Consider the following 14244-nt stretch of genomic DNA (forward strand, 5'->3'; position numbering starts at 1 on the left):
GATTTAAGAGCTCGTTTCTCGAGCAAGGGCAATGGCTTGCTCTAAGGTCAGCGCACGGCCTTCCTGCCACGCGGCATCGAAGGCGGTATCGTCGTTTAGCACGGCACGGGCGGCGGCATACTTCATCTCTAGCTGGTTCTGTGGGGCCAGAGTCATGGGGCTGTCTATCCCTTCGCGTAATTTGGCCCCTGCTCCCCAGAGACACGCCGCGCAGAGAATATCGTGTGCGCTCAAGGCCAGCAGTCCAAAGCCGGTCAGGACGTAGGAAAGACACAAGCGCCGCTCCTGAAGATACTCCTGGCAGATCGCCAGGCTCTCGTGGAAACATGCGTGGGCGGTGGAATCGTCTCCCTGGAAGCACGCGACGTGTCCCAAAGCACAGGCAGAGAAAGCGGTGCTTGCTCGGCCGGTGACATTGTCCATTTCTCGGGCAAGGGCAAGGCTCTCTTCATAGATCGAGCGCGCTCCGGCATAATCCCCCTGACAAAAGGCGACCATCCCCAGGAAGCTTTTCCCACGCATTCCCTTCGTCCTGCCCCCCAGTTCTGTCTGAAGGCGGAGGTTCTCTTCAAAATAAACCATGGCATTAGGATAGTCTTGCTGTTCGAGAGCGATCATCCCCAGGTGCTCCAGAGAGATCGCCATGAGGTGCTTCTCACTACCCTCTCGCCTGAGGCGCAGGCTCTCTTCGTGGTAGGTGCGCGCTTGCTGTAGATTGCCTTCACGCTTCGCCACATTGCCCATCTGCGTAAAGGCAGAGGCAATGAGCGCCGGACTGCCCAGTACATGAGATAGGGCGAGACACTCGTTTGCGATTTCTTTTACGCGGAGAAGATTTCCGTCGGCTAGCTCCAACCCACCCAAATAGAGTAAAGCCATGAATGTCTCGTAGGTATCGCCCACCTCTCTGAAAAGTGCGAGACTGTCTTCGTAATGGGTACGCTTTGTTGCATAGCTGGTCGTGTTCGCAACCGTTCCACGGAGCGCGTAGGCAATAATTCTCTTGTCGCCAAGCTCACGGGCAAGCTCTAGACACTCTTCAAAATGTGCCTGTGCAATACGGTTATCGGCTTGATACCAGGCGAAGTCGCCGACATTCATCAGGAGCCGTGCGCGACATTGGGTTCGTGGCTGTGCATGAGGCTTTGCTAGAGCTTGCTCCAACCACTCACGCCCTTCTGCATGGTAGCCCCGAAGAACCCAGAAATCTGCCAGGCTCAGGCTCAGGGCGCTGGCTTTCTCGCCGCCCTCATCCTGGAGCGCCCACTCTAGGCTCAGGCGCAGGTTTTCATGCTCCTCCTCCAGAGTGTTTAGCCACTTGTTCTGCTCCGCGCCCCTCACCTTTGGCTCGGCTTCTTTTGCGAGCGCCAGGAAGTAGTCCAGGTGCTTCTCACGCACCGCGCTGCCGGTTCCCCTGTCGAGGAGTCTATCGCGGGAGTACTGCCGAATGGTCTCCAGCATGCGGTAGCGCGTGTGTCCGTGCTTCTGTTCCGCTAAGACAAGGCTCTTGTCCACCAGCGACGTGAGCAAGTCGAGTACTTCCCAGTCTTCCACCGTGTCGCTCACACAGACAGCTTCCGCTGCCTCCAAAGTCCAGCCCCCCGCAAAGACCGAGAGGCTCTCCAGCACTTGCTTCTCTTGCGCGGTGAGGAGCGCGTAGCTCCAGTCGATGAGCGAGCGCAGGGTTTGCTGGCGTGGCAAGGCCGTGCGTGAGCCGCCGGTGAGCAGGCGGAAGCGCTGGTCGAGCTTGGTATTGATCTCCTCCACCGAGAGCGAGCGGGCGCGGGCGGCGGCAAGCTCAATGGCGAGGGGAATACCATCGAGGCGAAAGCAGATCGAGGCAAGCGCGGGAGCGTTTTCGTTGGTGACGGCAAAGGTTGGTTGGGTCTGAAGCGCTCTGTCGATGAAGAGCCGGACGGCCTCGAAGTGCGAGAGCGTCTCTGCCGTCTGGGTTTGTTTGGGGTCGGGGAGCGAGAGCGATGGCACCCGGTAGGTGGACTCCCCCGCGATTCCCAGGCCCTCGCGGCTGGTGGCGAGAATCTTCAGGTCGGGGCAGCTGCGGATCAGCGCATCGGCGAGCTTGGCACTGGCATCTAAAACATGCTCACAGTTATCGAGAAGCAGCAAGAGCTGCTTGTTTTTAAGAGACTCGACCAGCGTGTTTAGGATTGGTAGGCCGGTCTCTTCCTTGAGGCCCAACGCACCCGCCACGGTCTGCACCACCAAGTCCGGGTCGGCGAGGGGGGCCAGCTCGACCAGAAAGGCACCGTCGGGGAAGCGCTCCAGCAGATCGGCAGCAGCCTGGAGCGAGAGCCGAGACTTGCCGCTGCCCCCCGCCCCGGTGAGGGTTAGCAGGCGCGTTTGGGCGAGCCGCTCCTGCACCTCCGCCAGCTCTTTCTCTCGTCCGATAAAGCTCGTGACTTGTTGTGGTAGGTTGTTGGGGTGGGTCGAGAGCGACTTGAGCGCGGGGAAGCTCTCGGCGAGGCTGGGGTGCTGGAGCTGGTAGATCTGCTCGGGGCGGGCGAGGTCTTTGAGCTGGTGTGTTCCCAGATCACGGAGCGTGGCGGTGGGTGGCAGGCTATCGCGCACGAGCTCTTGCGTTGCCTGTGTCAGAAGCGTCTGCCCCCCGTGACCGGTCGAGAGCAGGCGTGCGACTCGGTTAAGCGGCGGGCCAAAGTAGTCACGATCGCGGCTCTCGACCGCGCCCGTGTGCAGGGCCATACGCACTTTAAGCGTGAGAGGCTCCGGCCATACCTCCAGGGCGAGGGCAAGCTGCGCGTCGAGAGCGGCTTGGGCTGCCTCGGGCGCGGTGGCAAAGGCGGCGCAGAACGCATCGCCGATGGTCTTGAAGACGAAGCCTGTGTGTGCCTCAATCGCCTCTCGGAGCAGGGCATCATGGCGAGCGAGGACCGTCTGCATCGCCTCGGGATGGCCCTCCCAGAGCTTGGTGCTACCTTCGATATCGGTGAAGAGGAGCGTGATCGTGCCGCGGGGAATCGCCATGGTTTATTATACTTCGCCCACTAGCTTGACGAGCAAGCCCGGGGGAGCCCTAAGAACGAGTCTTTGGGCTTGAGGGGGCTACGGGCACCTTCGTGCCCAGGGAACTCGCTGGCGACGAAGGTCGCCGTCGCCCTCTTAAGCCGAAGGATTTATCCTGCGGCTCTTGCGGCTCTTGTCTAGGGCAACTTATTTTCCAGTGCCTGCTTAGCGTAGGCATCCCACTGCACCTGCCAGAGTGCGGCCAGCTCTTTGACGCGCTCGGGGTGCTTTGCCGCCAGGTTCTCGGTCTCCGCGCGGCTCTCCTTGAGGTTGTAGAGCTCCCACGGGCTCTCTTTTCCCGCCGCGACAATCTTCCAGTCCCCGACCCGCAGTGCCCGGTTCCCCTCGTGCGCCCACCAGAGCGAGTCGTGGGTGAGGCCACTGTCGGCGGTGAAGAGTGGCGTGAGGCTCTTTCCCGGCGCGGCGTGGCCCAGGGTAGTGCTTCCTCCGGCCTGCTCTAGGATCGTCGGCACGACATCTACCAGGTGCGCTGGGGTGGTGCGGAGCGTGTTTTTCTCTTTGATCCCCTTGGGCCAGCTCACGATCAGCGGGGTGGAGATGCCGCCCTCATGCACCCAGGTCTTGTGCCGCCGGAGCGGGGTGTTGCAGAGGCTGGACCAGCCGGGGCCGATACTTAAGAACGTCCCATCGGCGCCCATCGGGAGCGAGAGATCGTGGCCGTCGCCGCGCACCATCATCTCCGCGCTCGCGCCGTTGTCGGAGAGGAAGAGGACGATGGTATTCTCCTCTGCGCCCATCGCCTTTACTTGGGCAAGCACGCGCCCGATCTCCCGGTCCATGCGGTCCACCATCGCGGCGTGGATCGCCATCTTGGTGGCCTGGAAGTGCTTCTGCTCGGTGCTCAGTGTCTCCCACGCCACGGGCCGATTGACCTCGTTGGGACCGAGCTTCTTGATGGCATCCGGGAAGGGATAGGGCGGCCCGACCTCACGCTCGATCTCGGAGAGCTTGCTGGCGGCGATCCCCAGCGCCGCTTGCTTCTTGTAGCGCACCTCGCGGAGGGCGTCCCAGCCCTTGAGGTAGGCGTCCTTGTAGCGCGCGATATCGTCCGGCGGGGCTTGGACCGGGAAGTGCGGCGCGGTGAAGGCCAGATAGGTAAAGAACGGCTGGGATTTGTGCTGCGCGTCGTGCTCTTTGAGGCAGCGAATGGCGTGCTCGGCGATATAGGTGGTCGCGTAGTAGCCGTCCTTGGGCCCAATCGGCGCCAGCGGCTTGTCGTCGAGCGTGTGCTGGCGCGGCGCAAAGTATCTATCGTGGTCGTCGAGGCTGTAGCTGTGCTCAAAGCCATTCTGCAGCGGCTTGCCGTCGATATGCCACTTCCCCGAGTGGTAGGAGCGGTACCCCAGCGCCTTGAGCCGTGTCGAGAGCAGCGGCGCCCACTCCGGGCGCGTCCCTTGCACGCCGCTCTTAACTCCCGGCACCGTGTCGCGGCGCACCTGCTGGGCGTAGTAGCCCGTCAGCAGCCCCGCCCGGCTCGGCCAGCAGCGCGCGGTGTTGTAGAACTGGGTGAAGCGCAGGCCGTTCTTTGCCAAGCTATCCAAGTTCGGTGTCTTGATCTCCGAGCCGTAGCAGCCTAGATCGGACCAGCCCATGTCATCGGCGAGAATCAGCACCACATTGGGCCGTGGGGCCTCGCGAGTTTCGTTCATGGGAACAGGTTCGGCTCCAAGCCGGGGAAGTCCTTCCTAAGAGGGAGCCGTCCAGCTTACCGTGTTGGAAAGTAGCTCGCTCCAGTAAAAGCGGAACTGGTACGTCGTGCCGGGGGTGACTCGGTACTCTACCGCGAATGCATCGCCGAAACGAAGCTCCAGCCGTGTCCCCTGAAGCGTGCCCGGAATACGGAACGTCCGCTGCGTTTTGGGGGCGATCAGGCCGCCGTGTAAGCTCTGCCGGTCGGGAGAGAAGGAAGGGAAAGTCTTTATCCAGGGAACATGGCTCGCCCCGAAGCTTACGATGCTCTGGTTGTCTTCGAGAACCCGGAAAACATGGAGGTGTCGGAAAGCGGCTTGCTGGTGGTAGCTATCCTCCAGAAGAAACGAGCAAGGCACCGTCGTATCGGAGTGGTTGTAAAACCCGAGCTCCAGAGTCAGCTCTTCTGGTGTCGGGGTGACGAGCTGCAGATGGAGGGTGCAGCTATCCAGCGTGCGAAACTCCGCCTCGGTGAGAATGCCCCGCTCGTACTGGGAAAGCCAGCGCCCGCGAATCTCTTGCCAGCGTGGATCGTCGGGATGCATGGAGAGACGTTCTGCTCTTTCACGGTAATGTCCTGCTTCGGTGTGGCCTTTCTCCAAACGGGGCGGAGAGCTTTACGGGGTGAGCATCCAGGAGAGTATCTTGCGCGAGAGTGCTGGGTCGGGGCTTGGAATCGTGGCTTGGTGGAGAACCCCGGTGGCCACGCTATTGTTGAGGAGCAAGAGCTGGGGGCGAGTGTGGTCGAAGTCTGTGAGGGCGGTCACAAACGGGGCCAGAACCTCGGAGAAGCGCGGCGAGAGAGGCGGAAATGTGCTGAGAAACGCCTCTGGAGTGAGGTGGTGCGCGGCGGCGGCCCGCACATGATCCGCGATTCGTACGACACTGTGAACCCCCGTGGGGGCGTAGCCCAGAAAGAGAAACGACTCGTCGGGGCCGCCGTCGCGGTGGAAGCGTGTGGTCACCTGCTGGTCGAACTCCGTCTGGTGTACGACGCCGAAGGGCTTACCCTGAACTGCCTCCAGCCCCTCCCGAACCCACGCCAGAGCATTGGACAGAGAGCGATCTTCCGGCACGGGAACTAGGGCGTAGCCGGGGGCGGTCGTATCGGTTCGAAAGATCGTCTGGTAGAGCGCAGCGAAGTCCATACCCAAAAGGACACTTATTATTCCGCCAGCGTTCCCTCGGAGGGGGAATCATGGCGCGGAACGACGGGCGGTGTTGAGCATGGCTTGGAGCCAGTCTAGGTACCAGTCCTTGAAGGTGTAACGATGGGGCCGGATTGGGGGCCAGAGGAGTTTGCCGATGAGACTTGTCAAACGGTACCCTTCTTCATAAGGACCTACTCCGTACTCGTCTGTCTGCCAGACATGACCATACTCTTCGCCGGAGACGACTAAGATGCTATACATACCGCACCCCCGGTCGCCGAGCTCAAGGAAGCCGGTAAGGACTTCCCAGTCATCGGGTGGCGTGTCGGTAAAGAAGTGCCTGGCTTTGGTGTGGGGAAAGGGACTCCCAATGACCTCTTCGTGTTCGGGAATCGAGGGCCAATGACTCCCATGTTCAAGGGACGGATCGTTGGGGCCAAGCGGGAAAACAGAGAGCCCGAGATCGGGACCAAAGCCGCCATTGCCGATGTGGAGCAAGAAATCTCTGTAGTCTTCGGGGAGGCGGATTCCTAGTCCTTGCTCGCGTACGGCGAGTTCTTTCTCAGTGGGACAAGAGCCCAAGACAATCTTCTCGCGTCTCCAGTATCCACCGTAGTGTTGGGTAAGCTCGGCGATACCTTCACGGACGGTTTTTAACCAGGCGTGGGAGTCGTCAGTAGTAGTCATTTTCTCTCACCCTTGCTCATGTGCCTCTTTCTCGGCCTTGCTCCAGCGCGGCTTTCCGATTTTCTTGACTCCGATTTTTGGCGGCTGAGGCGGGATGTTTTTCTCTAGAAGCTCACTCACGAGCTCCGCAAAGAGACGAAACTCCGCGAAGTCTGGTTTCTCATCTTCGGGGCGGTAGTAAACATGCTTCACGATCCCCGAGGGAAGGTGCTCGATGGAGTAGGCCCAGCCCGGCCCATTCAGGAGGGGCTGGCGATGCACAAACTCCTGTGGTTTGTAGCTGTGCTCTGGCATGAGCTGGAAGGGGGGGCGTCTCCCACTCATGGCTTCTCCCTTGCTGACAATGGGGTAGGCTTCGGCGCGACCGGCAGCATTTTCAGGAGCGCATCGCGGAGAGTGGGGTTGGTGTCGGCGAGGTTTTCGGTGCTGTCGAGGTCTTTGGTGAGATCGTAGAGGGCGATGTCGGTGAAGCCCTTACCGTCCTTGGTGCGCCGGGCGATCAGGCGGTGGGTGGCGGTGCGGACGGTGATGGTGTCTTGCCAGTAGCTGAGCGCGGAGTCGCGGACGGTGCGCTGCTGCCCGGCGAGGACGGGGGCGAAGCTCTTGCCATCGAGCGGGTAGTGGGTCTTGGTGAAGCGTGGCTGGCAGAGCTCGACCAGGGTGGGGTAGAGGTCGTCGTTCTCGATCAGAGCATCGCTGGCCTTTCCCGTGGGGCCGACTCCGGGGGCGCGGACGATCAGCGTGCTCCGAACGGCGCGCTCGAAGGGGCTGTGCTTGCCCCAGATCTGCTGCTCGCCCAGGTGCCAGCCATGATCGCCCCAGACCACGACAATTGTATTTTTATCGAGCCCTTCGGACTTTAGCGCATCGAGAACTTTTCCCACCTGCCGGTCGGTGTAGCGGACGCAGGCCAGATACGCCCGCCGCGCCGTCCGGGCCGCGTCGTCGTCGAGCGGCTGCTTTTTGGGGAAGGGTAGAGCATACTTATAGAACTCGGCGCTCGCGTGCCAGTAGGGCGCGGCGGGCTTGAGCGGGGAGGGGGGCAGAGGGATCGGCTTGCCCTCGAACGCGTCCCAGTCCTGCTTGGGCGCGACAAAGGGCAGGTGCGGCTTGAAAAAGCCTAGCCCAAGGAAGAATGGCTTGCCGGACTGCTTAAAGCCTTTCAGTTGCGCAATCGCCTCGTGGGCCATTTGGCCGTCGGGGAGGTCGTCGTCGCTCTTGGCCGTGAACTCCATCAGGGCGTTGTGCCCCTGGCCGTCCTCGCGGTGCTTGCCGCCCTCGTAGGCGAAGAAGACTCCCCAGCCGCGCTGCCACGTGCCAAACGGGGTCGGGAGCACGTCCCAGGCATGGGGCAGCTCCGGGCGACCGTCGCCCGCGCCATTGTAGCCATAGACCCGGCCATCGGCGGTGTGGGAGATCTTTCCGATATCGACCGTCTGGTAGCCGCTGCGCCGAAAGAGCTCCGGGAGGCTCTGAGCACCGGGGAGGAGCTGCGTGTCGAGGGCAGTCTTGCCGGGATAGAACGCCTCGTTGTTGGCCGTGACTCCTGTACTGCGCGGCGAGCGCCCGGTCAGGAGGGCATACCGCGATGCCCCACAGGTCGGGACAACCGCGTACTGGCGGCTAAAGACCATCCCCGACTGGGCGAGTCTATCCAGGTTCGGCGACTGCGCCTCTTTAACGCCGTAGCACCCCAGCTCGGGCCGGAGATCGTCGATGGCGATAAACAACACGTTGTAGCGGTTGGTCTCCCCCCTAACCCCCGCCGGGCGGGGGGACAATGCGGTTCCCAGAAGTGCCAAGCTAATCAGGGCGAGCTTCACGGTCGGGACGCTCCCACGCCGCGGATTTTCTCCAGCGCGGCGGCCATGGCAGCGGTGCGCTCGGGGAGTTTTGCGGCGAGATTGGTGGTCTCGCCGGGGTCGGTGGCGAGGTCGTAGAGCTGGCGGCCTTGCTTGATGAACTTCCAGCTCCCCTCGCGCAGGGTGAGGGTGTTGGCGTGCTCGACCAGGCTCGTGCGGCCGGTCTTGGACTCGCCCAGAAACGCCGCGAGCGTGTTCTCGCTATCGGGGGCGGTGCGCTTGTCGAAGCCTTGGCCGGTGAGGGCGGCAAACGACGCCAGAAAATCAACCTGGCAGACCAGCGCGTCGGAGACACCGGGCTTGACACGTGCGGGCCAGCGCACGAGAAACGGGACACGCGTCCCGCCCTCGAAGAGGCTGTACTTCCCACCGCGCCACGGCCCCGCGGGCTTGTGGTCGCCTAGCTTTTCCACCGCACTGTCTTTGTAGCCATCGTCGAGCACCGGCCCATTGTCGCTGGAGAAGATCAGGAGGGTGTTTTGGGTCAGTTTGAGTTTATCTAATGTTTTCAGAATCTCCCCGACGCACCAGTCCAGCTCCGCGATGGCATCGCCGCGTGGGCCCATCGGAGTCTTGCCGACAAAACGGGGGTGGGGGACACGCGGGACATGGATATCGTGGGTGTTGAACGAGAGGAAGAAGGGCCTGGTTTTGTTGTTCTCGATAAAGGCGACCGCTTTCTTCGTAAACACCTCCGCCATGTCTTCGTCGATCCAGCGCGCGGACTTGCCGCCCTTCATGTAGCCGATCCGCCCGATTCCATTGACCACGGCGTTGTTGTGGCCATTACTCCAGTCCATCTTCAGGCCCGCACGATCCCGGACACCGTCGAGCTCGCCGTCGTAGTTCTCTTTGGTGTAGCGCACCTGGATCGGGTCGGTCTTGGTCAGGCCGGCCACCTGCTCGTTCTCGATATAGACACAGGGGACTCGGTCGCCGGTCGCGGCCATGAGGAAGTGGTAGCCAAAGCCGACTTGACCCGGGCCGGGGGCGATCCGCTCGTTCCAGTCCGGCCCGCCGGTCGCGCCCAGCCCGAGGTGCCACTTCCCCACGATCCCCGTGGCGTAGCCCGCTTTTTGGAGCACCGACGCGACTGTCGTACGGCCGGGCTCGACAATCAGCGCCGCGTTGCCAGGAAGCACCCCCGTGCCCGGCTTGCGCCAGGCGTACTCGCCCGTGAGCAGAGCGTAGCGCGACGGCGTGCAGGTCGCCGACGGCGCATGGGCATCGGTGAAGCGCAGCCCCTCACGGGCAATCCGGTCGATATGGGGCGTCTTAACGGATCTTGCGCCGTAGCAGCCTACATCGCCAAAGCCCAGGTCGTCGGTGTAGATCAGGACGATATTGGGCCGACTGTCTTGCCTACTTCCCTTGCTTGATAAACTCATCGCGGCTTAGCTTCCCATCTTTGTTGGTATCGAACTTCTTGAAGCGCTCCTTGGCCTGCTCCGGGTCGGGCTGGCCGGCCATGAACTCGTCGTAGGTGAGCTGGTCGTCCTTGTTGGTATCTTTCCGGTTGAAGAGCGCGACTCGGTCCGTGGCGGCTTTTTGCGGTGTCTTGGCGTTCTTGGTGGTGGGGACAGGGGCACCTAGGTTTGCATAGGCCGTGTCGAGCTCCCGTGTCAGCTCCGCGATCACGGCGGCGTTCTCCGGCTTGGCGGCGACATTGACGCTCTCCTTCGGGTCGTTTTTCTCGTCGTAGAGCTCCGTGGCGACCGTCGCGCCGCTTGTGCGGTCCCGCCAGAGGGTTAGGCGCCAGCGGGTGTCGCGGGCGCTGTAGCCCATCACCGGCTTGCCGTCGGCGCTACGCGGGTACTGGCTGAGCGCCACCTTACGGACACTCGCGCTCGGGTTGTCGAGGATCGGCTTGAGGCTCTTGCCATCGAGGCCTGTCGGCTGGGGAAGCCCTGCCAGCTCGGCGAGGGTGGGGTAGATATCCACGAACTCCGCCAGAGCCGGGGTGGTCTTGCCCGCGTTGGGCATGCCCGGCGCACTGACAATCAGCGGGGCGTGGGTGGCGCGCTCGAAGTTGGTGTGCTTGTGCCAGAGCCCATGGTCGCCTAGCTGCCAGCCGTGGTCGCCCCAGAGGACAATAATCGTGTTTTTATCGAGTCCCTCCGCCTTGAGCGTGTCGAGGAGCTTGCCAACTTGGGCGTCCATGTAGCTAATCGCGGCGTAGTAGCCGTGGCGCAGCTCGCGGGAGACGGCAGGGGAGATCGGGTTGCCGGCGGGGATATTGCCGTAGCCGTGGAGCTCGCCGTTGTCGTGGCCGACAAATGCGGGGGCACCCTCCGGGAGCGTGTCGCTATCGCCGCCGGGAATCTTGGCGGGGTCGTAGAGGTCCCAGTACTTCTTGGGGGAGACAAAGGGCAGGTGCGGCTTGACAAACCCAACCGCGAGAAAGAACGGCTGCCCAGATTTTTTATAGTCCTTGAGCCGGGAGATCGCCTCGGCGGCCACGGCACCATCGGGGAGCTGCTCCTCGGCCTTGTCGGTGGCGAGGTAGGCATGGCTCTTGGTGGTGTCCAGCTCCTTGGTCTTGGGGGTCCAGTGGGGGACGCTCCACGACGGTGCATCGTCGTAGCCACCATGGTAGATCTTGCCCAGCCCGGCGGCGTGGTAGCCCTGTTGCTTGAAGTACTGCGGGAGGGTGACCGTATCGGGGAGCGCCGTGCGGAAGTGGGTGACCAGGTCCCAGACCTTGGTCGCATCGGGTCGCCGCCCGGTGAGGAGCGAGCTGCGCGACGGCGAGCAGACCGCTTGCTGGCAGTAGGCTTGCTGAAAGACCATGCCTGATTTAGCTAGACGATCTATGTTGGGGGACTTGATGACTGTGTTGCCATAGCAGCCTAGCTCGGGGCGCAGGTCATCGACCGCGATAAACAAGACATTGGGCTTGCTCTGCGCCAGCGCTGGGGCGGTCAGTGTGGCAAGAGCAACCAGAGAGACAAGAGAGAGAAGAAGCTTCATGGGGTTTCCTTACGAAAGAGTACGGTAGCCGAAAGCGGGGCAAGTGTCAAGCGGTTTTCCACCGTGCCGAGGCTACGTGTTCCCGCCGTCTGCGCATCCACCGCGACCTGCCAGGGGCCAGGGGGGAGCGTGAACGTGCTTGGGGTTTTGAACCGGTGCAGGGCCACAATGATCTCGGACCAGGGGTCTTTGACACGCCTGCCCTCCAGGCGAAACGCGATCCCCCGAAACGCGACCCCGTTCTCTAGGGGCAGGAAGGTGAGGGTACTCTTTACCTGCTCCGCGGTGTGCAGACGAAGCGCTGGGTGGGCGCGGCGCAGGGCGATCAGGCCCGCGAGATAGGCATGGATATCGGCGAAGCGCTCCCCGCGTGCCCAGTCGAACTGATTGGCCGTGTCGCCGGCGTCGTAGGAGTTGTGGCTCATTCCCTTGGTGCGCCCCAGCTCGATCCCCCCCTCCAGAAACGGAATCCCCTGGGAGAGCAGCACGGCGGCATGGGCGAGCTTGACAGCGGCGCGCTGGAGTGCGGGGTCATTGGGGAGGCTCAGGGCGGTCTTGTCCCAGAAGGTCATGTTGTCGTGGGCGGAGACATAGTTCACGGTCTCCGTGGGGGCGGCGGCAAAGTCTGCCAGCGAGCCACTGACCGCCTGCTCCAGCGCGGGTCTTTCCACCCGTCCCCCGTGCGAAAAGCCCGCGCCGGGGCCATCGAGCTCGCCGCGCAGGGCGTTGCGGAAGTGGTCGTTGAAGACCGCCACCCCGAGCCCGCGCTGGTCACCCTTGCCAAAGCGTAGCGGTCCGCCCCCGGTCCAGGGCTCGCCGTAGATCAGCGCGGCGGGGTTGTGGCGGCGAATCTCCTTGGCCAGCTCGGCGACCGTCTCCTTGGTAAACATCCCCAGCAGGTCGAAGCGGAAGCCGTCGATTCTATACTCCCGTGCCCAGAGAGCCAGGCTCTCGCGGATAAACTTTCGCACCATCGGGCGCTCGTCGTGGAGGGCGTTGCCCACCCCGGACTCATTGAGGAGCTCGCCCTTGTCGTTGCTGCGGAAGTAGTAGTAGGGGACGCACTCCCAGAACGCGGAGAGGGCGCCCTCACTGGGGACCGTATGGTTGTAGACCACGTCCAAGACCACCCCCAAGCCACGCCTTTGCAGCGCCGCGATCAGGGTCTTGACCTCCCGAATCCGAGCGAGTGGGTCGCCGTCGGGCTGGGTGGCGTACTGCTCCTCAGGGACATTGAAGAGTGTGGTCTCGTAGCCCCAGTTGTAGGTCTTGGAGTGGGCGGCGTTGAAGTTCTGGATCGGTAGCAGGTGGACGTGGGTGACCCCGAGTCGCGCCAGGTACTCGCTCTTTTGGGCGAGCCCCAGGTACTTGCCACGCCACTCGGGCTTGACACCGCTCGACGGATGGATCGTGAAGTCCCGGACATGGAGCTCGTAGACAAGGGCATCGGTGGCTCTCTTGCCGACGAACGGGCGCGGGGCGGGCCAGCCCGGCGGGTTGGTGCGGCTCAGATCGGCAACGACGGAGCGTGCTGAGTCGGCCGTAGCGGCGACCCCGTAGATATCCGCGGCGCGGCGGCTCTGGCCGTAGGAGCGGAGCTCGTAGTGGTAGGGAGTCCCGTGCCAGTCGCCGGGAACCGTCACACGCCAGACTCCCGCCGTGCCCCGCTTCAGCGCATGCCGCTTCTCTCCCAGTACCAGGGTCACCTGCTCCGCCACCGGGCTCCAGAGCGTGAAGGTCGTCTGGGTGCGGCTCCAGTGTGCCCCCAGATCGCCGCCTGCGTAGTGAAACAGCGGGTCCGAGAGGGCCTCGCGGACGTAGACCACGCGCTCGGGCTCCCGCTCGAACTGGACACGCAGGGGCTGCGCGACCTCTGCCGCGGTCAGCTTACGCGCTAGCCGGAGCCGCACGGACTGAAAGCGTGCCGGGGGTGCCGCGGCCCTAGAGCGCTCGGGAAGCGCGGTGGGCAGGGGGACAGTAGCGGGCTGGTTGATCGAGTCTTGAATTGTCTTCTTGCCGAAGTCCACCACAAAGCGCACGAGCTGGGCCTTGGGCACGGTCAGCGCGATATTGGCCCCGCCCGGCACGAACCCCGCGCCGTAGTTCTCGTCCCAGGAGCCCCCGCGCGTGAGCTTGTAGGCGTAGCTACCCGCCGGGAGCGAGACAACCAGCTCGTACACGCCCTCGGCGAGGCGTGTCAGCTGGGTCTCCGTGCCTGCGGGGTTCCACTCGCGCCCGCCCAAAGCTACCTGGATCGTCCCCGCCAGAACCACGTTGTTGGGATCGCGGACGGGCGCGGCTGGCTCGCCACCGGAGACCGCCACCACAGGGATACTCTGCGCCCCGACCCGCACGCGAAAGCGTGGCGCGAGCCGCTCAGGGGTGAGCGACTGGGGGAGCCAGTAGCGGATCTCATCGAGCGCATCGAGGAACGCGGGCTGGGCAGGGACGGGCAGGGCAGGGTTGCGGCGTAGCATGCGGGTATTGTACCCAGCGGCCACCCCCCCCCCGCCCCCGTCCGACGGGGGAGCTTATTCCCCCGCCGGGCGGGGGTTAGGGGGTAAGGTGTAAGTGCCCGGTGTGGCGGGCCAGCTCGACGGCAAACACCAGGCACCAGAAGAGTGTCACCCAGGGCGGCTTGGCCCAGCAGCGCCACTCGCGCACGCCCTTTGCCGCGGCGATGATGTAGCAGATCGCGGAGAGTCCGGAGAGCGCGAGCAGGGCGTACTTCCCCGTGAAGATCAGCACGAGAAACGCGGCCTTGCAGAACGTAAAGGCCCAGCCCTCCCAGTCTTTTCCCGTTCGGTCTTTCATGGGGCAGG

At 63.3% G+C, this 14244-nt stretch carries 11 protein-coding genes; all 11 read right to left on the reverse strand.

All coding sequences use genetic code 11. The annotated features are described in order from the left end of the window. Positions 1 to 3: 3 nt before the first annotated feature. A complete protein-coding gene (locus HNQ39_RS07650; RefSeq protein ID WP_184193352.1) occupies positions 4 to 3003 on the reverse strand; it encodes a tetratricopeptide repeat protein in 3000 nt (999 codons plus the stop codon). Positions 3004 to 3179: 176 nt separating this feature from the next. Beyond that, complete coding sequence (locus HNQ39_RS07655) at positions 3180 to 4712, reverse strand: arylsulfatase (protein WP_184193353.1); 1533 nt, start codon at positions 4710 to 4712, stop codon at positions 3180 to 3182. 36 nt (positions 4713 to 4748) lie between these two features. Further along, the gene (locus HNQ39_RS07660) at positions 4749 to 5297 is read right to left on the reverse strand and encodes a hypothetical protein (protein ID WP_184193355.1); all 549 of its coding nucleotides are present in this window, start codon (positions 5295 to 5297) and stop codon (positions 4749 to 4751) included. A gap of 72 nt (positions 5298 to 5369) precedes the next feature. Continuing rightward, positions 5370 to 5900, reverse strand: a complete 531-nt coding sequence (locus HNQ39_RS07665; protein ID WP_184193357.1) for a hypothetical protein — start codon at positions 5898 to 5900, stop codon at positions 5370 to 5372. Positions 5901 to 5948: 48 nt separating this feature from the next. Continuing rightward, positions 5949 to 6590 (reverse strand): SMI1/KNR4 family protein, encoded by a 642-nt coding sequence (locus HNQ39_RS07670; RefSeq protein ID WP_184193359.1) that lies wholly within the window; start codon positions 6588 to 6590, stop codon positions 5949 to 5951. Between the two features lie 6 nt (positions 6591 to 6596). Next, entirely contained in the window at positions 6597 to 6914 is a 318-nt protein-coding gene (locus HNQ39_RS07675) for a hypothetical protein (RefSeq protein ID WP_184193361.1), read from the reverse strand. Continuing rightward, positions 6911 to 8413, reverse strand: coding sequence for a sulfatase (locus tag HNQ39_RS07680; protein WP_221289881.1), 1503 nt, complete (start codon positions 8411 to 8413; stop codon positions 6911 to 6913). The genes HNQ39_RS07675 and HNQ39_RS07680 overlap by 4 nt, the downstream gene beginning before the upstream one ends. Next, entirely contained in the window at positions 8410 to 9840 is a 1431-nt protein-coding gene (locus tag HNQ39_RS07685) for a sulfatase family protein (RefSeq protein WP_184193363.1), read from the reverse strand. The genes HNQ39_RS07680 and HNQ39_RS07685 overlap by 4 nt, the downstream gene beginning before the upstream one ends. Next, a complete protein-coding gene (locus HNQ39_RS07690; RefSeq protein WP_184193366.1) occupies positions 9815 to 11422 on the reverse strand; it encodes a sulfatase-like hydrolase/transferase in 1608 nt (535 codons plus the stop codon). Before HNQ39_RS07690 ends, HNQ39_RS07685 begins: the two co-directional genes overlap by 26 nt. Beyond that, the gene (gene pulA / locus HNQ39_RS07695; RefSeq protein ID WP_184193368.1) at positions 11419 to 13899 is read right to left on the reverse strand and encodes a type I pullulanase; all 2481 of its coding nucleotides are present in this window, start codon (positions 13897 to 13899) and stop codon (positions 11419 to 11421) included. Before pulA ends, HNQ39_RS07690 begins: the two co-directional genes overlap by 4 nt. 76 nt (positions 13900 to 13975) lie before the next feature. After that, positions 13976 to 14236 carry a hypothetical protein gene (locus tag HNQ39_RS07700; RefSeq protein ID WP_184193370.1) on the reverse strand — a complete coding sequence of 87 codons (261 nt, stop codon included), beginning with the start codon at positions 14234 to 14236 and terminating at the stop codon, positions 13976 to 13978. Positions 14237 to 14244: the final 8 nt, after the last annotated feature.

This window comes from Armatimonas rosea (assembly GCF_014202505.1).
Taxonomy (GTDB): Bacteria; Armatimonadota; Armatimonadia; order Armatimonadales; family Armatimonadaceae; genus Armatimonas; species Armatimonas rosea.

Bases quoted from the DNA above. Each gene is read 5' to 3' on its own strand.
- HNQ39_RS07690 (WP_184193366.1), bottom strand. From the start codon at position 11,422: ATGAAGCTTCTTCTCTCTCTTGTCTCTCTGGTTGCTCTTGCCACACTG.
- HNQ39_RS07700 (WP_184193370.1), bottom strand. From the start codon at position 14,236: ATGAAAGACCGAACGGGAAAAGACTGGGAGGGCTGGGCCTTTACGTTC.
- HNQ39_RS07660 (WP_184193355.1), bottom strand. From the start codon at position 5,297: ATGCATCCCGACGATCCACGCTGGCAAGAGATTCGCGGGCGCTGGCTT.
- HNQ39_RS07655 (WP_184193353.1), bottom strand. From the start codon at position 4,712: ATGAACGAAACTCGCGAGGCCCCACGGCCCAATGTGGTGCTGATTCTC.
- HNQ39_RS07650 (WP_184193352.1), bottom strand. From the start codon at position 3,003: ATGGCGATTCCCCGCGGCACGATCACGCTCCTCTTCACCGATATCGAA.
- HNQ39_RS07665 (WP_184193357.1), bottom strand. From the start codon at position 5,900: ATGGACTTCGCTGCGCTCTACCAGACGATCTTTCGAACCGATACGACC.
- HNQ39_RS07670 (WP_184193359.1), bottom strand. From the start codon at position 6,590: ATGACTACTACTGACGACTCCCACGCCTGGTTAAAAACCGTCCGTGAA.
- HNQ39_RS07685 (WP_184193363.1), bottom strand. From the start codon at position 9,840: ATGAGTTTATCAAGCAAGGGAAGTAGGCAAGACAGTCGGCCCAATATC.
- pulA (WP_184193368.1), bottom strand. From the start codon at position 13,899: ATGCTACGCCGCAACCCTGCCCTGCCCGTCCCTGCCCAGCCCGCGTTC.
- HNQ39_RS07675 (WP_184193361.1), bottom strand. From the start codon at position 6,914: ATGAGTGGGAGACGCCCCCCCTTCCAGCTCATGCCAGAGCACAGCTAC.